Origin of the sequence: Prevotella sp. oral taxon 376 (genome assembly GCF_003043945.1) — a bacterium.
Taxonomy (GTDB): Bacteria; Bacteroidota; Bacteroidia; order Bacteroidales; family Bacteroidaceae; genus Prevotella.
This window is the reverse complement of the sequence record NZ_PYXG01000001.1, coordinates 1023902-1043004: the sequence shown is the minus strand read 5'-3', so window position 1 is coordinate 1043004 and position 19103 is coordinate 1023902. Positions and strand designations below refer to the sequence as shown.

At 56.2% G+C, this 19103-nt stretch carries 12 protein-coding genes; 8 read left to right on the top strand and 4 right to left on the bottom strand.

Annotated elements, in window-relative coordinates; translation table 11 throughout:
• Both C7120_RS04535 and C7120_RS04530 read left to right on the top strand, forming a co-directional pair.
• Complete coding sequence (locus C7120_RS04535; protein ID WP_107620540.1) at positions 1–1548, top strand: YifB family Mg chelatase-like AAA ATPase; 1548 nt, start codon at positions 1–3, stop codon at positions 1546–1548.
• A 44-nt stretch (positions 1549–1592) separates the two neighbouring features.
• Positions 1593–2378, top strand: a complete 786-nt coding sequence (locus C7120_RS04530; protein WP_107620539.1) for a TlpA disulfide reductase family protein — start codon at positions 1593–1595, stop codon at positions 2376–2378.
• A gap of 60 nt (positions 2379–2438) precedes the next feature.
• Here the strand turns inward: C7120_RS04530 and C7120_RS04525 are convergent, their stop codons facing one another.
• The 3 genes from C7120_RS04525 to C7120_RS04515 form a co-directional block, all read right to left on the bottom strand.
• The gene (locus tag C7120_RS04525) at positions 2439–3074 is read right to left on the bottom strand and encodes a DKNYY domain-containing protein (protein ID WP_233247018.1); all 636 of its coding nucleotides are present in this window, start codon (positions 3072–3074) and stop codon (positions 2439–2441) included.
• Between the two features lie 189 nt (positions 3075–3263).
• Positions 3264–5738, bottom strand: a complete 2475-nt coding sequence (locus tag C7120_RS04520; RefSeq protein ID WP_146154197.1) for a carboxypeptidase-like regulatory domain-containing protein — start codon at positions 5736–5738, stop codon at positions 3264–3266.
• 61 nt (positions 5739–5799) lie between these two features.
• Positions 5800–6651: a GLPGLI family protein gene (locus C7120_RS04515; protein ID WP_107620536.1), complete on the bottom strand. Its 852-nt coding sequence runs from the start codon at positions 6649–6651 to the stop codon at positions 5800–5802.
• 206 nt (positions 6652–6857) lie between these two features.
• Here C7120_RS04515 and C7120_RS04510 point away from each other — a divergent pair, with 206 nt between their 5' ends.
• The 3 genes from C7120_RS04510 to C7120_RS04500 all read left to right on the top strand — a co-directional run bounded on the left by C7120_RS04510 (position 6858) and on the right by C7120_RS04500 (position 11229).
• The gene (locus tag C7120_RS04510) at positions 6858–7943 is read left to right on the top strand and encodes a winged helix-turn-helix domain-containing protein (protein WP_107620535.1); all 1086 of its coding nucleotides are present in this window, start codon (positions 6858–6860) and stop codon (positions 7941–7943) included.
• Positions 7944–8004: 61 nt separating this feature from the next.
• On the top strand, positions 8005–8844 hold the full coding sequence (locus C7120_RS04505; protein WP_107620534.1) for an RNA methyltransferase: 840 nt from the start codon (positions 8005–8007) through the stop codon (positions 8842–8844).
• A 153-nt stretch (positions 8845–8997) separates the two neighbouring features.
• Complete coding sequence (locus C7120_RS04500; protein ID WP_107620533.1) at positions 8998–11229, top strand: patatin-like phospholipase family protein; 2232 nt, start codon at positions 8998–9000, stop codon at positions 11227–11229.
• Between the two features lie 25 nt (positions 11230–11254).
• Here the strand turns inward: C7120_RS04500 and C7120_RS04495 are convergent, their stop codons facing one another.
• On the bottom strand, positions 11255–13642 hold the full coding sequence (locus C7120_RS04495) for a TIM-barrel domain-containing protein (protein ID WP_107620532.1): 2388 nt from the start codon (positions 13640–13642) through the stop codon (positions 11255–11257).
• Positions 13643–13767: 125 nt separating this feature from the next.
• Here C7120_RS04495 and C7120_RS04490 point away from each other — a divergent pair, with 125 nt between their 5' ends.
• From C7120_RS04490 to C7120_RS04480, 3 genes are all read left to right on the top strand, one after another.
• A complete protein-coding gene (locus tag C7120_RS04490) occupies positions 13768–14418 on the top strand; it encodes a DKNYY domain-containing protein (protein WP_158267346.1) in 651 nt (216 codons plus the stop codon).
• A gap of 266 nt (positions 14419–14684) precedes the next feature.
• Positions 14685–16745 carry a methionine--tRNA ligase gene (metG, locus tag C7120_RS04485; protein WP_107620530.1) on the top strand — a complete coding sequence of 687 codons (2061 nt, stop codon included), beginning with the start codon at positions 14685–14687 and terminating at the stop codon, positions 16743–16745.
• 264 nt (positions 16746–17009) lie between these two features.
• Positions 17010–19094 (top strand): cytochrome c biogenesis protein CcdA, encoded by a 2085-nt coding sequence (locus C7120_RS04480; protein ID WP_107621386.1) that lies wholly within the window; start codon positions 17010–17012, stop codon positions 19092–19094.
• The last annotated feature ends 9 nt before the right edge of the window (positions 19095–19103 follow it).

Here is a 19103-nt window from a genome sequence, read left to right as displayed (position 1 = left end):
ATGCTGGTAAAGACATACTGCGCGGCCGTAAATGGGCTCGATGTTACGACGATAACCATAGAGGTGAGCCTCAACCGGGGCGTCATGTATCACTTCACGGGGCTGGGCGATGAGGCCGTGCGTGAGGGCAAAGACCGCATAGCAGCCGCCTTGCAGTATTCCGGATACCGATTCCCAACAGCCGACATCACCGTCAATATGGCTCCCGCCGACCTCAGAAAGGAAGGCAGCAGTTTCGATCTGCCGCTTGCGATAGCCATCCTTGCCGCCAACGGAAATATAGAATCAGAGCAGCTCGGGCAATATATGATGGTAGGAGAACTCAGCCTCGACGGCAGACTGCAACCCGTGAAAGGAGCCCTGCCCATCGCCATCCGTGCCCGAAAGGAGCACTTCAAGGGCCTGATCGTGCCCCGACAGAATGTCCGTGAGGCTGCCGTGGTCAACAATCTGGAGGTCTACGGCATGGAGTCCATGATGGATGTCATCCAGTTTCTCACAGGTCAGAAGGCTTTCGAGCCTACCGTTATCGACACGCGCAAGGAGTTTTACGAGCATCAATACCAATACGATCTCGACTTCGCCGATGTCCGCGGGCAAGAGAATGTGAAGCGGGCATTGGAAGTGGCAGCGGCCGGCTCGCACAACATCATCCTCATCGGACCGCCCGGAAGCGGAAAGTCCATGATGGCAAAGCGCCTTCCCTCCATCCTTCCTCCCCTCACTCTGGCCGAGAGTCTGGAAACAACACAGGTGCATTCCATAGCCGGAAAGCTCGGCAAAGGCAGTTCCCTCATCGCGCAGCGACCCTTCCGGTCGCCTCACCACACGATTTCCGAAGTAGCATTGGTAGGCGGAGGAGCCAATCCCATGCCCGGAGAGATCAGCTTGGCACATCATGGCATCCTGTATTGCGACGAGCTTCCCGAGTTCAATCGCCATACCCTTGAAGTCTTGCGCCAGCCGCTGGAAGACCGCAAGATTACCATTTCACGGGCCAAATATGCCGTCGAGTTTCCCTGCAACTTCCAGTTCGTGGCCTCGATGAATCCCTGTCCCTGCGGATATTACGGCGACCCCACGCACCACTGTGTGTGCACGCCGGGACAGATACAGAAATATATGTCGAAAATCTCCGGTCCGCTCATGGACCGCATCGACCTCCAGATAGAGATTACGCCCGTTCCCTTCTCCGACATTTCCAAGGCCGGGCCCGGCGAACCGAGTGCTGCCATCCGGGAACGGGTAATCAAGGCGCGTGCCATCCAGAACGAGCGGTTCAAGGATTACCGGGGAATCTATTGCAACGCGCAGATGTCAGAGCGCATGATCCACAAGTTCGCCGAGCCCTCAGAGGAAGGCATCAGCCTGCTCAAGACCGCCATGGAACGCCTCAGCCTGAGCGCCCGGGCCTACAATCGCATCCTGAAGGTGGCCCGCACCATCGCCGACCTTGCCGACAGCGAGGGCGTCCGACCCGAACATCTGGCAGAAGCCATCAGCTACCGGAACCTCGATCGCGGCGACTGGGCCGAACGCGGCATCTGACGGAAGCCTACCATCACATTTTAAAGACATAAAAACATAAAGACATGAAATATCCCCGCATATTACGAACACTCCCGTTTCTGCTTTTGGCAGCAGCCCCCCTTGCAATCCGGGCACAGTCAAAAGCACAGGCCATAACTCCCGCATATACCATCAACGGCGAATATTACACCAAGGAACTGCCCCTGAACACGCTTATGGAAAGCATCAAGGAGGTTGGGAGTTTCAGCGACAAAGACGGCAACTCCATTCTCAGAATCGCCCTGAAAGCAGACGCTCAACTTCCGGAAAGCGCAAAAAGGTTCCTCATACCCCGAGAACGAGTAAGGGGATTAGACGACTTCGAGAGCGCGATCCACACCGACTCGCTGATGCGGAGAGCCACGCACGGCAACGGGCAGACCACCCCTGCCCTTGCAATCAACGAGAAGCTACCCGGCGACTTCCGCCTGAAAGACATCGACGGGCATGTCTGGACAAAGGATTCCATCGCCGGCAAGACCGTCGTCGTCAATGTATGGTACTCCGGATGCGGCCCTTGCCGGAAAGAGATGCCCGCCCTTTCCCTTTGGAAAGACAAATACCCCGATGCCGTTTTCCTGTCAGCTGATTTTGAGAATGCCGACAAAATCCAGAGAATCACAACCGGACGCTTTAGCTGGACACATCTGGCGGAAGACACCTACTTCACGAAATGGGTGGGCGACAAGGGCTATCCGCTGAACCTTGTCATAGACAGAGAGGGCATCGTGAGGCACATCTCGCATGGGGCGAGCGAGGCCGTGCATCGGAAAATATTAGAATTACTGGACACCCTGCACGGCCATTGAATGCGAGGAGGCAGGCCGAAAAGCCACGAGCAGCGTCGTTTCCGATTGCCAGAGGCTGTCTCAGTCTGAGATTTTCCTGCCTAAGAAATAGGTGTTGAAGGTGTCGCGGCCATAGCCCTTGCCGGAATATACGAAAGTGCTTGCCGACGCGTCGGCCAGTTCTCGTCCGCAATAGTACACCCGGAAGGAGTCTTTGGCGTAGCCTCCGCCGATTTCCCGGAATGTGCTGGATGTCGCATCCTCCAGCAATCGTCCGCGATAATACACCCTGAAAGCATCCTTGGCATAGCCTGCCCCTATCTCCCGGAAGGTGCTGGCGGAAGCTCCTTCCAGCTTGCGACCGTTATAAAAGACATCAAAATTCGACTTGAAATAGCCCTCGCCCGCACGATTCCGTCCATAGGGCTCCGCCTCTTCATACTCCGGAGCATATCCCTCGCCGAGCAGACGGAAAGTGAGAGGGTCTACATAGGCCAGTATCTTTCCGTCCAAATACACATGATAGCGGTCTTTGGCATAGCCTTTTCCCAGAACCCGGAAGGTTCTGAAGTCTGCCGTTTCCATCGGCACATAGTCGTAGAACACCTGTCCGTCCCTTATCAGATAGTCCGACCTGTATTCTTGAGCCATCAAGGGCATAGACACGAACAGCAGGAATAGGCCCAAGGCCATCTTAGCAATAATGCCTCTTTTCATTTTTCTCATGACAACTTACCGTTAATTATCGCTACAAAGATAAGCATTAAAAAGATAAAATCGGCGAGATTGAAGAACAAAATCGCCGAAATCGTGGGACGAAATCGGCGAGATTGTCCCGCTTTCTGCCGCTTTCTATCAGACTGGCCGTGGAGTCCCGAAGGGCGAAGGGCGCCCGCCCCCTCTTTCTCAGAATGAATACTGCATTGATACCAGCAGCTCGCGCCCCCTCAACACATAATAATCCGTGAACATGCTTACGCCACTATACTGGCTGACTATATACTCCCGCTTATTAAAGAGGTTACTCAGCATGGCCGACAAACGCAGCCTCTTCATCCGCCAGACAGCCTTGGCGTCGGCAATGAGGGCGTTGAGCGTGTGCCCTTCCTGCAGTTCCTTGCGATGGTGGGTCATGCTCCATGTGAGGTCTGCCGGCCCCATCGTGGAGGTCAGCGAGAGGCTCTGCCCCCATCCGCACAAGGTCTTCATCACGGAGGAATACTGCCACTTGAAGTTGCCCTGATAGCTCAAGGCTCCCCATGCGGGTGCAAACTCGATATGGGGTGTCAGCTCATAGACTTTAGCACGGTAGCCCAACAGGCTGCCGGCCGACATCTGCCAGCCGGCCGCATACATGAAACTGCCGCTCAGGCGCAGCTTCAGGTGCCAGTCGTAGATGCCTTTCGAGAGGGTGCCTTCCGTCCGGAAGAAGTCGCTGCGGGTATGGCCTTCTTCCTTGGAGAGATAATACTTTCCTTCCGCAATGCGCAGATCGCTGATCGTGTTGTGCCAGTTTCTCCCCACCGTCATGTGCGCATTGAGGAAAAACTCCTGCACCGGACGCTTGTAGACATAGCCTAAGGTGGAATAGAGGGCGGCCGTCCGGGGTATCAGCCCCCGGCTCTCATAATAGGTGCGATAGTCCCGCCGGTAGCTCCCCAGCACAAATTCCTCCATATTTCCGATGCTCTCATCGTAGCTTCCCGCAAAGGTCCACTCGCCGTGAAAGCCCGATTTCCACCGCACATAGACGCTCGGATGCCACAGAAAGAACGACCGCCGCTGCCGGGTATACCGTTCCCACGACACCTTGGGGCTGAAGGAGGCCTGCCATTTCCCCCGCTCGTATTGCCAATAAGGCGCGAGATACAGTGAGAGCAGGGCGTTGCCGCCCTGCACATTCAGGCTCTGCACATCCGCTCCCACGGTGTATTGGCGTGTCAGATACAGCCGCTTGTTCAGCCAGCCTATAGCTGCCGCCCCATGCCAGAGATTGGTCTGCAGGGGCATCTCGTCCTTATCCACATACAAGCAGGGGGAGGAATGGTGGTAGTCCAGGACCGACTGCAGCGACAACTGTCCGTTGCCAAGCGTATACAGGCGATGGAGATTGCCCTCTACATTCACTTCCGGCGTGCGGACACGCTGGCTTAGCGTGTCGTTCAGGTCGGCCTTTCCGTCGGCCTTTCTTGCCGACAGCCGCAATAGTTCCCTGCCATAAGCGGTCTCGGTGTTCACCTTACGCTCCAGCTCCAGCGACAAGTCGTCATGCCGCAGGATAAGACGCTGTTTCTGATTTGTTACCACGGGCAAGGCCGCCCCGAGGTTGTAAACCGACTCGTTCCTTGTATCCTGCCGTTCCACGATGCGCAGATAGTCGGCCGTAAAGCGAAGTTCCCCGTCGCTGTCTGTCTTCTGAATCTTGCTGGCTCCATACCGTTGGGAAGTGTTGAAACGCAGTCGGTTGGCATCGATCGGAGCCACGAGCGAGGGTGTGGAAAACCATGAGGGCAGACTCCGTGGGCTCAGGCCACGGCCATAGTCGGCCAGCACTCTCGTTTCCTGCGCGAGATCCCGGCCCGTGCGGTCATAGGCAGCGTCGTACATCCATTGCCGCCTCTTGCCAATCTGCAGCAGATGAACCGCTCCGCCCACATGCGTAGGCTCACCGGCGAGCGCATATGGCTTCAGGGTGGGCAGCAGTTTGTCGCGCGCCTCATCCTTCAAGACGATATTCATGGCCACGGCATCCGTCAGAATCTTATCCCGCAAGGCCTTGACGGGCTGGTCGTGCTCGATGATCTCGGCCTTTCTCACATCCCTGGCCTTGATGCTTTCCTCCAACTGGCTGTATCTTCCGCCCGTCAGGTCAAGCCCCTCTACGGTGAAGCGACTTAGTTCCCTGCCGTTCACCTGCAGGCTGCCGTCGTCGCCGACCTCTACTCCGGGCAGCTTCTTCAACACATCCTTCAGTGAGTTGTCGCGCTCGCTGGCAAAGCGGGTGAGGTCGTAGACCGTCGTATCTTGCCTGCCGAAGACCCTCCCGGCACGCACTTTCACCTCGCTCAGCTCAAAGGTCTGGGCCGACATCAGTATTCTCGTCGCCCCGTCCGGGACAACTTTCACACGCTTTTTGGCATATCCTATACTGGCGGCCTGCAGCGAGTCGCCCGCCTGCAAGGCCTGTATGCCGATGCGAAACTCGCCCCGGTCGTTTGTGCGAGTAAACTTCAAGGGCCTGCCTTGCCGCAGCAGCGTAACCGAAGCTCCACCTATCGGGCTCCGGGTAACCGTATCCTCCACCACGCCGAAAAGCAAGCTCTGTGCCCGCAGGCTGGGAAAGGTCGTCAGAAAGACAAGGATTCCTATGATCCTTTTCACGGTATAGCCTCCTTCATGAGAGATTCTTGCGTGGCTTAAAACCATCCGGCATCGCCCGGAATCACCGCTCTATCAGGTTATAGGGTATTGGCTTGGAATGCTTCAGCTCGTTCCCCTCGCCGTCGGTAATCTTGATGGAGTTGCGGGATGACGACGGATAGCTCATCAGCGTATAGCCGATGGCGTCGGCATAATAACGCTTATAAATCTTGTTGAGCGACCCGCGGTCTATCGGGGTGAAGCCTCTGCCCTTATACTCAATGGCCTTCCCCGTGCCGACATTCATCATCCCGACGGCCGTGAACACAAATTCCCGTCCCTCGTCATAAGCCTGAAGAATCAGGCCGGGCAGTCCTTGCAGCTTCCATGGGCCGTTGTCGATGGGCACATCATCGGTATACCATGCGCTCCAGATCCTTCCCTTATACGCCGCTACGGCCTGATGGCACCGGTAACCGAGCAGTTCTTTTACGCTGTCGGCCACCAACGACCACTCCGGAAGCTCCTCGCCCTCCTCCACGGCATAGCGATCGTTGGCCACGCGGTCAAGAAACATGGTCCTGCCCATAGCCGGATAGTTCTTGTAAAGCCGCCAATTCACCCTGGCCGTGTAGCGGATATTCAGGTTATCGCGCCTCCTGATCTGCTCCGCGACCATCGAATCCACCTGATAGGCGGCGTAACTGTAGAAAGCCGAGGCCCTCTCGCCGATTTGCAGCAGCATGCGTTCATCGTAGACGATGGAGTCGGGAACGGCGGGAACCATGCCCCGCAAGTCATACACCACTTCATATTTCACCCGGTCTATGGAGTCTCCACGAGCGGCATCTGCCGCCGTATAAACCGTTACACCCTGCGGCCACGCCGCCAGCGAGAGCAGCATACAGGCCAGGAACATGACATTTTGTTTCATATGCTTCCGTATTTTAAAGTCCTGACGCAAAGTTATCGAATTCCTTGCGGCCGCGCCTTCGGTTTCTATTACTATATTCTTATCTTGCGAGCCGTTTTTTATTACTAATTTATTAACATCTGCCCCAAAAGCCTTTGGTTTCGCCAAGTTTATGCTATCTTTGCAAGAGCAGGAGCCAACGACCTGCTTTCCGAAACACAACGGCTATGGACAGACGAATCAAGACTGTATATTACCTGAGCATCTTCACGCTGCTGCTCATGCTGACAGGGCAGTTCTACTGGCTATACAACCAGTATCAATACAACGGCAGCAAGAAAGCTGACGAGATGAAGCAGGTCTGCGCAAAGGTCATCAAGGCCGAAGAGCGGATAAGAAGCGACGCACGCACGAGGGCAAAACCGAGAAACGGCGAGAAAGACACCCTGAAAATCAACATCAACATACACATCGACAACCGCAGGAACGGCCCCGCGCAGACCACTTCGACCTTCACCTACGACCTGCCCGGCAAGCGGCGCATCAGGTTCAGCGGGCGAGGACTGGAAACGGAGGATGCCTCCACCATCTACAACCGCTATGTCAACACCCGCTTCAGGCCGTTCCAGAAAGATGTTCTCGACTCTTTGCTCATCGCCGGGAGCCTGCCTCCCTCCGCCGAATTCAGGTTTCTGAAAAAGACAGAGGTGAAGATGGAGCCGCAATACCGCATCCTCAACAGATGGCGCAAAGAGCTGGAAGTGGTCTACTGCAGCAACCCCATGCTCAAGGAAGGCGTCTCCTTCATCATCCCCATCCCCGTGAGTGGCGTCATCAGGACCATGGCGTGGCAGCTGCTGATAAGCCTCCTGTTCCTCTGCGTGTTGGCTTTCTGCCTCATATATCAGGTGAAAACGATTCTCATACAGAAGCGCATCGACGGCATCCGGCATGAGTTTATGAAGAACATGATATTCGAGATGAAACAACCCAGGGAAGATTCCTCCGGCAAAAACTTCCTCCGACTCGGCAACACAGAGTTCCGCTACGACCTCAATGAGCTGAAATGCGGCAACGAACGAGTGATGCTCACCTCGCGACAGGCTGAAATCTTCAAGCTCCTGAGCGATGCCCCCAACGAGATTGTGCCGCGGGAGCAGATTCTCCTCGCGGCCTGGGGCGACGACTCTTATGCCAATTCCATGGCCCTGAATGTACAGATAAGCTATCTGAGACGGGCCATCAGGTCGGATGAAAGCCTCGCCATCGATGTCATATACAAGAAAGGCTACCTTCTGAGGGTGAAATTATAAGGCCGGAAAGAGGCCGTTTCTCGTAATTTCTTCGTAAATTTGCGGCATAAACGATAACGAGATGACAGCGGAAAACCTGATAACCAGCCCTCAGAACACGAGAGTCAAAAAACTTGTAACCCTGCAGCAGAAGTCGTCAGAGCGCAGGAAGACGGGGCTCTTCGTCGTAGAGGGCGTCCGGGAAGTGAGCCATTGCGTCAATGCCGGGTTCACGATCGACTCCCTTTTCCTTTGCCCCGAGATCATGCAGGACCACCCCGAGGCAGCCCGTCTGCCGGGCTTGTTACGCCAGACTGACAGCTATCAAGTTACCAAGGAGGTCTACGGCAAGATGGCCTATCGGGGAGCAACCGAGGGCATCATGGCCCTCGTCAAGGCTCGCGGGAAGACCCTGCAAGACCTCCGGCTGCCCCCAAGTCCGCTCATCGTGGTCTTGGAGAGCGTGGAGAAGCCGGGAAACCTGGGAGCCGTGCTGCGCAGCGCCGACGCGGCGGCTGCCGACGCCGTCATCGTCTGCGACCCGCTGACCGATCTCTACAACCCCAACCTCATCCGCAGCAGCGTCGGCTCCGTCTTCACCATCCCCCTCGTGGCCTGCTCTTCCGAAGAGTGCGTCGCGTTTCTGAAAGCCAAAGGCATCCGCATCCTCACCGCCCAGCTGCAGGACTCACGGCTCTACTATGACACCGACATGACCTGCGGCACGGCCCTTGTCATGGGAACGGAGGCCACGGGGCTCACAAACCTGTGGCGCACGGCCGCCGATGCCCACATCCGCATCCCCATGCTTGGTCGGCTCGACTCATTGAATGTATCGGTAAGCACGGCCATCCTTCTCTTCGAGGCTGTCAGACAGCGCAACGAAATCGCCGAGATTGACCGACAAAATCGCCGAGATTGACCGACGAAATCGCCGATTTTGTCGAGCCGATAACGACCTTTTACACGAAGCGACACCGGCCCGCCCACGAAAAACAAACGCCAAAAGGGAGGCAAAAGATTGCAAATTACGAAAAAACTGCTTATATTTGCAATATACAGACACCCTATCATCATGAAACGAAAACGGCTCTTCATCCTGCTCCTCATGCTTCCCGGAATTGCCGTCCTGCCCTGCTGGGCACAGCAGCAACAGCGCAAGAAGGTGGCCGTGGTGCTCTCCGGCGGCGGCGCCAAGGGCATAGCGCACATCGGAGTGCTCAAAGTGCTTGAGCGAGCGGGCATTCCCGTCGACATCGTAACAGGCACCTCGATGGGCAGCATTGTGGGAGGGCTCTACAGTATAGGCTATACCGCCGACCAACTTGACTCCCTCGTGCGGGCGCAGAACTGGACTTATGTGCTGTCCGACGATGAAAACCTCAGAAATCAGAGCCTCAGCAAGCGTGAGAAGAAGAATACCTACCTCTTCCAACGGGGCATCTCGCTGAAGTCGGAAAAGAAGTCGGCATCGGCGGGAATACTCCGGGGAAAGAACCTTGCGGTGCTCTTCCGCAACCTCACCGACGGCTATAACGACAGCCTCGACTTCTATTCGCTCCCGCGGCCATTTGCCTGCGTGGCCACCGACATCGTTACCAATACGGAGTATGACTTCCATAGCGGCGTGCTCGCCGAGGCCATGAGGGCCAGCATGGCCATCCCCGGTGCCTTCTCGCCGGTAAGAAAAGGGCGGATGATGCTCGTAGACGGCGGACTGCGCAACAACTATCCGGCCGACATCGCCCGCCGAATGGGGGCCGACATCATCATCGGATCCACCGTCCAAGGAACTCCCAAGACGGCGGATGACCTGACAAACACGGCGGCAATCTTAGGCCAGATCGTGGATGTGAACTGCAAGAACAAGTACGACGAGAATCTGTCCATCACCGATGTGCCCATCCGCATGAACACCAAACCTTACGGTGCGGCGAGCTTCACCCGTGAAGCCATCGACACGCTCATACACCGCGGTGAGGAAGAAGCCATGAGGCACTGGGACGAACTCATGGCACTCAAGGCCCGAATCGGCATCCCGGCCGACTATCAGGTCAGCCCGATAGCCTGTCAGCAGCCGCAGTCGATGGAAAAGAAATACCTTGTAAGCCGGTTCAACTTCGTCGGCACGACCCCTGAAGACGAGTATTTCATCCGCACTAAGTTCCGCCTGAAAGACGGCGACAGCATTGATGCTGCCCACGCGGAGCTCATCGCCACCTCCATGAGGGTAGACCTCTACTATGAAGAGGCCGACTATGAGTTCGCAAGAAACCATGACGGCTATACGCTTACCTTTAAAGCCGGCGCACGGGAGACCGCCCAGATACAGGCGGGAACACGCTTCGACACCGAAGAGATGGCAGCCATCCAGATAGGAGCAGAGGTTCCCTTCCACACCAAGATACCCGCCGTGCTCGACATCACGGTGCGGCTCGGACGCCGCGTGAAGGCCCGGGCTGAAATCGTATACACCCCCGTCAGCTTCACCAAGCTGCGTCTGGCATACGAATATGCCCACAACGACATGAACATCTACAGCAAGGGGTCGAAGGCTTTCAATCATACCTTCAACCACCATGCCGTCAGCTTCACGCCTCTGGACTTCAATCTGCGCAACTTCAACATCACCATGAGTGCCTGCTGGGACTACTATCACCACGACGATTTGCTGGCCGGAGTGCAGTATCTGGCCGCCGGCGACCTGCAGAAACTTACCGACGACCACTACTACAGCTACCATTTCCAGACGCTATACGACTCTGAGAACGATGCTTACTTCCCCACCCGGGGCGCCCGTTTCCATGGTGGATACGGCTATTACACCGATAACTTCACCGGATTTGACGGCCACACGGGCTTCTCCGTGCTTGACGCGGCATGGCGAATGGCGTTTGCCCTCAGCAAGCGGCTTACTCTCCAGCCCATGGCTTACGGCCGCATGCTCTTCGGAAGCGAGATCCCCATGGTCGTCGCCAATACCATCGGAGGCGATTTCTTCGGCCACTATGTAGACCAGCAGATGCCGTTTGCCGGACTGGGGCACATGGAACTTGCCGACAACCACTTCATCGGCTTGCGGCTCAAGGCGCAGGAAAACATCTATAAGTCCGTCTTCCTGACTGCCAAGGTCAATGCCGCGGTGCATGCCAATCGGCTTGCCGACCTCTTCTCCACCACCATGCTCTGGGGCGCTCAGGTCGGCGGGTACTATAAATCCATGCTCGGCCCGCTCGGGGCAAGCCTCGGATGGAACAACCGCAGCGACAGGCTCTATTTCTATATCAACCTCGGATATGAGTTTTAGAGGGTCTTTCAGGAGCCTGCATGCCCTAAAAGGCCACTTTTAAGGTCGCCTTCTCACCGATGCTTTCTTGTGGCAAGGCCACCTTGAGGATGCCGTCCGCATAACTGGAAGCCTTGGTCTTCACACCGTTCACGAAGACTTTCCGCGGCTGTCGGGGCAGATAGACCTCCAACTGGTAGACTCGATGAGTATACATGCCCTTATATTGCCCCTCAACGGGAAGCACCTCGAACTCCAGCAGGCGGTCTGAAAGACTGCTTTGGAAGGTGGTCCGGGCAATGGCTCCCTGCTCAAAGTCATACGAGATGCCGTCGTCTTCAAGCATCGTGAAGCTTGACTTGCCGTCAGGATACACCCTCACCGTCAGCGTATCGAGCGGATATTCGCCCACAAAGTTCATGTCGCGTTGCATCGGAACGATGGCTCCGGGACGCACGAAGAGCAAGCCGGCACGATTTTTGGGGTATGCGTGGGTAACGGTAGTGCCCCCCGCAACCTTTTTTCCTGTCCAGAAGTCGGTCCACTCGCCCTCCGGCAGGTAGACAGAGTTGCTGAAAATGCCCACAAGCAGATTCTTTCCGAACATATACTGATAGCAGGCATCATCCACATTGCGGTCGTCGGGAAACTCGAGCGGCATCGCCCTGACGATGGGCATGCCCGTCTGCGATCCCTCGATGGCCGTAGAGTAGATATAGGGCAGCAGGGCATAGCGCAGCCGGATATAGTCGATATACATCCGTTTCTGTTTCGGCGCGAAGTATTCCGGCTGCATCAGCGAGTACCAACTGTTGATCTGCATCCACGGGAGAAACACCCCGAAGTACAGCGCCGGCATCTCCAGGGCCAGCGAATCCACCGACATGATGTCGCAGGAGGTATTCATGTGCCCGCTCATTCCCAGGTTCAGCTGGTCGAAGAGAGCCGTCTTGCCGCCCCCGTTGTCGCCGCTCGTCGATGCGCCCCAGTGCTGCGTTCCGGCATATCCCGAGGTATAGTGATGCCAGTTGCGGCGTCCCGTGTGGCGGCGCATCATCAGCTCCATCTGCTTGGGCAGCAGCACCTGGTTCAGGTTATGCATTTCCTTGTCGCTATAACCGTTGTAATATTTCCATGTGGGATGCTCGTCGATGGTGCGGGCGGGGTCCATCTTGAATCCGTCTACGCCATTGTCGATGAATTTCGTCAAGTGATCCATCCAGTGCTCCTTGCCGCTGGTCTTCCTGCCCGCGGCCGCAGCAATCTCGTCTTCTTCCGTAATGCTGAGGTCGTATTCCTCGCAGAGCCACAGTCCGAGCCTGAATCCCATGCCGTGGAGGCGTCCGATGAAGAGGCGGAAGTGCTCTTTCTTCGGATAGGAGAGAGAGTCCCAGTAGCCTTCGGGCGAGAAGAGCTTGTAGTTCCACTTCTTCTTGGTTGAGAAGTCGTAGCGTTTCTCCATCCACTGCGGCTCCAACCAGAGGAGGTCGCAGGGGCATCCGTCGCGGCGGAAGGCGACCGCGTCGCTCAGCACATCAAACTGATTCTCATACATATTAGGGCCGAAACAAAGACCGTAGGCATACTTCGGCTGCAGATAGGCACGCCCCGTGATGAGCGTGAAGGCGCTGAGCACATCGGGCATCGACCGTCCGAACATCAGATAGAAGTCGGCCTCGTCGACAGTATTGAAGATGTTGAGGGCGTCGCTCTGATAGCGCCCTACATCGAAGAAATTCTTCACGGTGGTATTATTGAACACCCCCCAGCCCTCGCTGCTCATCAAAAAGGGCTGCGGAATCTCGGTGTGCTGATAGGTTGCCCACATGCGCAGCAGTTCGCCGCGGTGCTGGATGTGCTCGCGCGAGGTGCTGCCGCCGCCGTAGAAGCGCTCTCCGGGCTTCATCGAGAGGCTCACGACGCTACACTTGCGGTAGTCGCCCGTCTCCACGGTATCCTTCGCCTGTTTCCGGTTTCTGTCGTCGCCGATGATGCCGTCGTTTCTCGCCACCTTCAACGAGGCAAACTGCTCGTTGACGCTCTTGCCCAGCTCTGCCGTGAGGGCGTCGGCCCCCGGGCGGAAGAGCACCCGCTCAAGCACGATGCGGCCGTTCCTGTCGGCCACACGGACGGCACCGTCTTTCTTACTCACCGTGAGCACATACTTGTCCGTGGAGAGCTCCACGGTCGAGCCGTTATCCCTTTGCCGGCAGTCCACCCGCTGCCAGTCGGCCTTCTGCACGCCGTAGCGAATCAACAGGTTCTCGGCATATTGGTCGCGCGGGGTGATGCGTATGCGAAAGATTTCATCGGTGCAGACCTGAATATTCATCTGCATCCGATTGTCGAGTCGTAGGTTGAACTCCGTCTGAGCCTGTGCTCTCATCGGCATCGCCACGGCCGCCGCGAAGAGCAGTAAAAGTAGTTTCTTCATTGTTTTCTATGATATTATCAGCCACAAAGATAATGGAAATATTTGAGAAAAGCACGAAACAGGATTGGGATTCCGAAAAATTATGCGTATCTTTGGCACAATTAAGCGCAACAAGACCGACGAATATGAGAACGATGAGAGTTTTTCTGGCAGCCCTCTCACTGACGGCCTGCCTGCATTTGGAGGCTCAGACAAGGTGGAACGACTATCACGCTGCCGACGGCAAGGTGCTCTATCAGGGACAGTATCTGCCCGACGCCGACGCCGAAAGCTTCGAGGAGCTCGGCTTCGGATATGCCAGAGACCGCTATAATGTGTATTATCTGGGCGAGGTGCTTGAGTTTGTAGACCCCTCCTGCTTCAAGGTGGACGCCCGTTTCACGCGGCATCACAAGATTGGGGCTGCCGCACGGACGCCCGTTCCTCGCACGGCGCACTCGGAAAATCAGGGAAAAGCCTCTGCCTTGGCCTCCCCCCAGGGCGAGGGCAAGGGGCTGGACATTGAGGGATGGCTCGGACTGGGCCCGTCGGAAGCGGGCGAGTATCTCGTGAAAGACGGCATCGTAACCTACGAGGGGCATGCCGTCAAAGGTGCCGATGCCGCGTCCTTCGAACCGCTGAAGGCCGGCTATGCCCGCGACCGGCGGCATGGCTACTACAAAGGCACCGTCATCAGCAATGCCATCGGCGGCAAGCACTTCTCCTATAGCGGCGACGACTATGCCACCGACGGGCTCCACACCTACTTCAAAGGCAAGGAGGTGGATCGCAACTAAGCCCCTCCCTCTTTCTCGGAGACGACCGACGGTTTGACAAAATCGGCGAAACCGTACGACGAAATCGGCGAGATCGTGCGACAAAATCGCCGATTTTGTCAGGCTGTTTGCCGCTGACAGCCACACGGGAAACCGACACAGGCAGGACGAAACACCAGAGGAGACCCGCCCGCCGGTCATTTTCCACCTTATTAATAAAAAAAAGACGAGAGATTCCCGATTATCGAGAATAATTCGTATTTTTGCAATCAAATTCACAAACAGCAATGAGAGACAAGTTCAAGCGCACCACCGTTACGGCCGCTCTGCCGTATGCCAACGGCGGTGTCCATATCGGCCATCTGGCCGGAGTCTATGTTCCGGCCGATATCTATGTACGCTACCTGCGCCTGAAGAGGCAGGAAGTGGTTTTCATTGGCGGCAGCGACGAGCACGGAGTGCCGATTACCATCCGCGCGAGAGAAGAGGGCATCACGCCCCAGGATGTGGTAGACCGTTACCATAAACTCATCAAGGACTCGTTCGAGGAGTTCGGCATCTCATTCGACATCTACAGCCGCACCACCTCAAGCGTGCATCACCAGTTTGCGTCAGACTTCTTCCGCAAGCTCTACGACGACGGGAAGCTGCTGGAGAAGGAAACGGAACAGCTCTACGACGAGGAAGCCCGTCAGTTTCTTGCCGACCGCTATATCGTCGGGGAATGCCCTCACTGCCACAACCAGAACGCCTATGGCGACCAGTGCGAGAAGTGCGGGTCGGACCTGAGTCCGATGGAACTCATCAATCCCCACTCCACCATCTCCGGCTCCAAGCCCATTGTGAAGAAGACAAAGAACTGGTATCTGCCCCTGAACAACTATCAGGAGTGGCTGAAACAGTGGATTCTCGACGGGCACAAAGAGTGGCGCTCCAATGTCTACGGGCAGTGCAAGAGCTGGCTCGACATAGACCTGCAGCCGCGCGCCATGACCCGCGACCTCAACTGGGGCATTCCCGTGCCGGTGGAGGGAGCGGAGGGCAAGGTGCTCTATGTATGGTTCGACGCGCCCATCGGCTACATCTCCAACACCAAGGAACTGTGCGACCGAGAGCCGCGGAAGTGGGGTCCGTGGCAGAAATGGTGGCAGGACGAGGGAACCCGGCTGGTACACTTCATCGGAAAGGACAACATCGTGTTCCACTGCCTCATCTTCCCGACCATGCTGAAAGCGCATGGAGACTATGTCCTGCCCGACAATGTGCCGGCAAACGAGTTCCTCAACCTTGAGAACGACAAGATTTCCACCTCGCGCAACTGGGCTGTCTGGCTGCACGAATACCTCCGGGAGCTGCCCGGCAAGCAGGATGTGCTGCGCTATGTGCTCACCGCCAACGCTCCCGAGACCAAGGACAACAACTTCACCTGGAAGGATTTCCAGGAACGCAACAATAATGAGCTCGTGGCCGTCTACGGCAACTTCGTGAACCGCGCGCTGCAGCTCACAAGGAAATACTGGGACGGCATAGTGCCCGCCTGCGGCGAACTGACCGACACCGACCGCAAGACCATCGGGGAATTCAAGGACGCAAGGCAGAAGATAGAGAGCCTGCTCGACAGCTTCAAGTTCCGCGACGCGCAGTTCGAGGCCATGAACCTCGCCCGCATCGGCAACCGATACATCACCGAGTGTGAGCCGTGGAAAGTGTGGAAGGCCGACCCCAAGCGTGTGGAGACCATCCTCAACATCAGCTTGCAGCTGGTGGCCAATCTGGCCATAGCCTTCGAGCCGTTCCTGCCTTTCTCCTCCAAGGACCTGCGAGGCATGCTCAACATCGAGAGATTCGAATGGGGCCAGCTTGGCCAAACCGACCTCCTGAAGGCCGGACATTGGCTTGCCGAGCCTCACCTGCTCTTCGAAAAGATAGAGGACGAGACCATTCAGGCGCAGCTCGACAAGCTCGCCGCCACCAAGAAGGCCAACGAGGCTGCTGCCTACAAGGCCAAGGACATCAAGCAGAACATACCGTTCGGAGACTTCGAGAAACTTGACATCCGTGTCGGACACATCCTCAACTGCGAAAAGGTGAAGAAAGCCGACAAGCTCCTGAAGTTCACCATCGACGACGGCAGCGGCACGGAGCGCACCATCGTGAGCGGAATCGCCAAGTTCTATGCCCCCGAAGACCTCGTCGGCAAGGACATTCTCTTCATCGCCAACCTTGCCCCGCGCAAGCTCATGGGCATCGAAAGCCAGGGAATGATCCTCTCCGCGGAGAACTTCGACGGAGACCTGAGCGTTACGACGGTGCTCGGCAAGGTGAAACCGGGCAGTCAGGTGTGCTGAACACCACGACATTTTCATGGAATAAACAAAGCTAACAACAATAAACTCTCTAATTAATTAAATGACTGTCCCCTGCTCCGCGACGGAGCGGGGGATTTGTTTTTCCCTGCATCCGGCATATCCTGAAAAGACAGGAACACTCCCTTTCTCCCCCCAGGATTCATTCCTATATGGTTAAACAACTAAAAATAAATGAGGGCAACACAATGTATTTCGGAGAAATAAGCTATCTTTGCAGCAAAATCTAAAAAAATGAATCTCCACATGAAAAAACTAATGACACTGACTCTCATGCTCCTTGCGGCACTGATGGTCAACGCCCAGATGGCAAAGCCGGTACATATGTCTTCGACATTGAAGACCAATGGAACTGCTGAAGGCGAAATAATCTTCAGCGGAAGCATAGATCCCGGATGGCATGTTTACTCCACCGACTTAGGCTCCGAGGGACCTATCCCTGCCATATTTCATGTAGAAAAGAAAGACGGAATCGAACTTGTGGGCAAGCTTACGCCACGCGGAAAGGAGATTGCGAAATTCGACAAGATGTTCGAGATGAACCTCCGCTATTTCGAAGGGTCGGTTACCTTCGTGCAGAAAGTGAGGTTCACCAAGCCAAACTATACCATCGATGCCTATCTGGAGTATGGCACCTGCAACGACGAGAGCTGTCTTCCTCCCCAAGAGGTAAGTATCAAGCAGTCGGGTAAGTCGCCCGCTTTCACGGCAACGGCAAAGCCCGAGGAGAACAAGAAGGAAAGCAAGCCGGATCCGGCCGCAGCAGCAGCCCTTGCCAAGGCTAAGGCCGACTCGCTGGCAGCAACTGCCTTGCAGAACCGGGAAGATGCCACGACAGGGATTGACTCCGCCGCCATCGCCGCCACCCTTTCCCCTTCGAATACCGATTCATGGTGGAAGCCCGTCGTCAAGGAACTGAAATCTTTCGGCGGTACCAACGACATCATGGGCCACTCCTTGTGGTACATCTTCCTGATGGGCATCATCGGCGGGCTCTTAGCCCTCGTCATGCCCTGCATCTGGCCTATTATCCCGATGACGATAAGCTTCTTCCTGAAGCGTGCGAAGGAGGATAAGAAGCGTGGAATACGCGACGCCATCATCTACGGAGTGTCCATCGTGGTGATCTATCTTGGCGTCGGACTGCTCGTTACGGCCATTTTCGGTCCGAGCAAGCTCAATGAACTCTCGACGAGTGCCGTGTTCAACATCTTCCTTTTCCTGCTGTTAGTGGTGTTTGCCTTTTCCTTTTTCGGATGGTTTGAAATCAAACTGCCCGACAGCTGGTCGAATTCCGTAGACTCAAAAGCCTCGAATACCACCGGTATGTTATCCATTTTCCTGATGGCATTTACATTGGTTCTCGTCTCATTCTCCTGCACCGCGCCGATCATTGGACTGCTGCTGGTGGAGACGGTAACCTCCGGCAACTGGATCGCGCCCACCGTGGGCATGCTCGGATTCGCGCTGGCACTGGCCATTCCGTTTGCCCTCTTCGCCATGTTTCCCAGCTGGCTGAAGAGCGCGCCGAAGTCAGGATCATGGATGAACACCGTCAAGGTGGTGCTCGGATTCATCGAACTGGCCTTCGCCTTGAAGTTCCTTTCCGTGGCTGATCTGGCCTACGGATGGCATATCCTCGACCGCGAGGTCTTCCTTTCCCTGTGGATCATCATCTTCGCGGCTCTCGGCTTCTACCTTATAGGCTGGCTGAAGTTCCAGATAGACGAGATCGGAGGCGAGCTGAACAAGCCCAAACCCGTGGCCTGCATCATGCTCGGTCTGGGCTCGCTGGCGTTCGCCGTCTACATGCTGCCTGGCTTGTGGGGGGCTCCCTGCAAGGCCGTGAGTGCCTTCGCGCCGCCCATTACCACGCAGGACTTTAATCTCAACACCAAGGTGGTAGAGGCCCAGTACACCGACTACGACCTCGGCATGGCAGCAGCCAAAGCGCAAGGCAAGCCGGTGTTCATCGACTTCACCGGCTTCGGCTGCGTGAACTGCCGCAAGATGGAGGCTGCCGTCTGGACAGATGCCTCCGTGGCCGACATCCTCACCAAGGACTATGTGCTGATTTCGCTCTTTGTGGACGACAAGACTCCTCTCCCCGAGCCCATCGAGATCAACGAGAACGGACAACAGCGCAAGCTGCGCACCGTGGGCGACAAATGGAGCTACCTGCAGAGCCACAAGTTCGGCGCCAACACGCAGCCGTTCTATGTGCCCGTAGACAACGAGGGTAACCCGCTCGTAGGATCCTACAGCTATAAGGAGGATATACCCGCCTTCCTCGAATTCCTCAACAGGGGACTCGAGAACTACAAGAAATGACACTCATCC

Bases quoted from the DNA above. Each gene is read 5' to 3' on its own strand.
- C7120_RS04530 (WP_107620539.1), top strand. From the start codon at position 1,593: ATGAAATATCCCCGCATATTACGAACACTCCCGTTTCTGCTTTTGGCA.
- C7120_RS04525 (WP_233247018.1), bottom strand. From the start codon at position 3,074: ATGAAAAGAGGCATTATTGCTAAGATGGCCTTGGGCCTATTCCTGCTG.
- C7120_RS04510 (WP_107620535.1), top strand. From the start codon at position 6,858: ATGGACAGACGAATCAAGACTGTATATTACCTGAGCATCTTCACGCTG.
- C7120_RS04500 (WP_107620533.1), top strand. From the start codon at position 8,998: ATGAAACGAAAACGGCTCTTCATCCTGCTCCTCATGCTTCCCGGAATT.
- C7120_RS04515 (WP_107620536.1), bottom strand. From the start codon at position 6,651: ATGAAACAAAATGTCATGTTCCTGGCCTGTATGCTGCTCTCGCTGGCG.
- metG (WP_107620530.1), top strand. From the start codon at position 14,685: ATGAGAGACAAGTTCAAGCGCACCACCGTTACGGCCGCTCTGCCGTAT.
- C7120_RS04535 (WP_107620540.1), top strand. From the start codon at position 1: ATGCTGGTAAAGACATACTGCGCGGCCGTAAATGGGCTCGATGTTACG.
- C7120_RS04490 (WP_158267346.1), top strand. From the start codon at position 13,768: ATGAGAACGATGAGAGTTTTTCTGGCAGCCCTCTCACTGACGGCCTGC.
- C7120_RS04480 (WP_107621386.1), top strand. From the start codon at position 17,010: ATGAAAAAACTAATGACACTGACTCTCATGCTCCTTGCGGCACTGATG.
- C7120_RS04495 (WP_107620532.1), bottom strand. From the start codon at position 13,642: ATGAAGAAACTACTTTTACTGCTCTTCGCGGCGGCCGTGGCGATGCCG.
- C7120_RS04505 (WP_107620534.1), top strand. From the start codon at position 8,005: ATGACAGCGGAAAACCTGATAACCAGCCCTCAGAACACGAGAGTCAAA.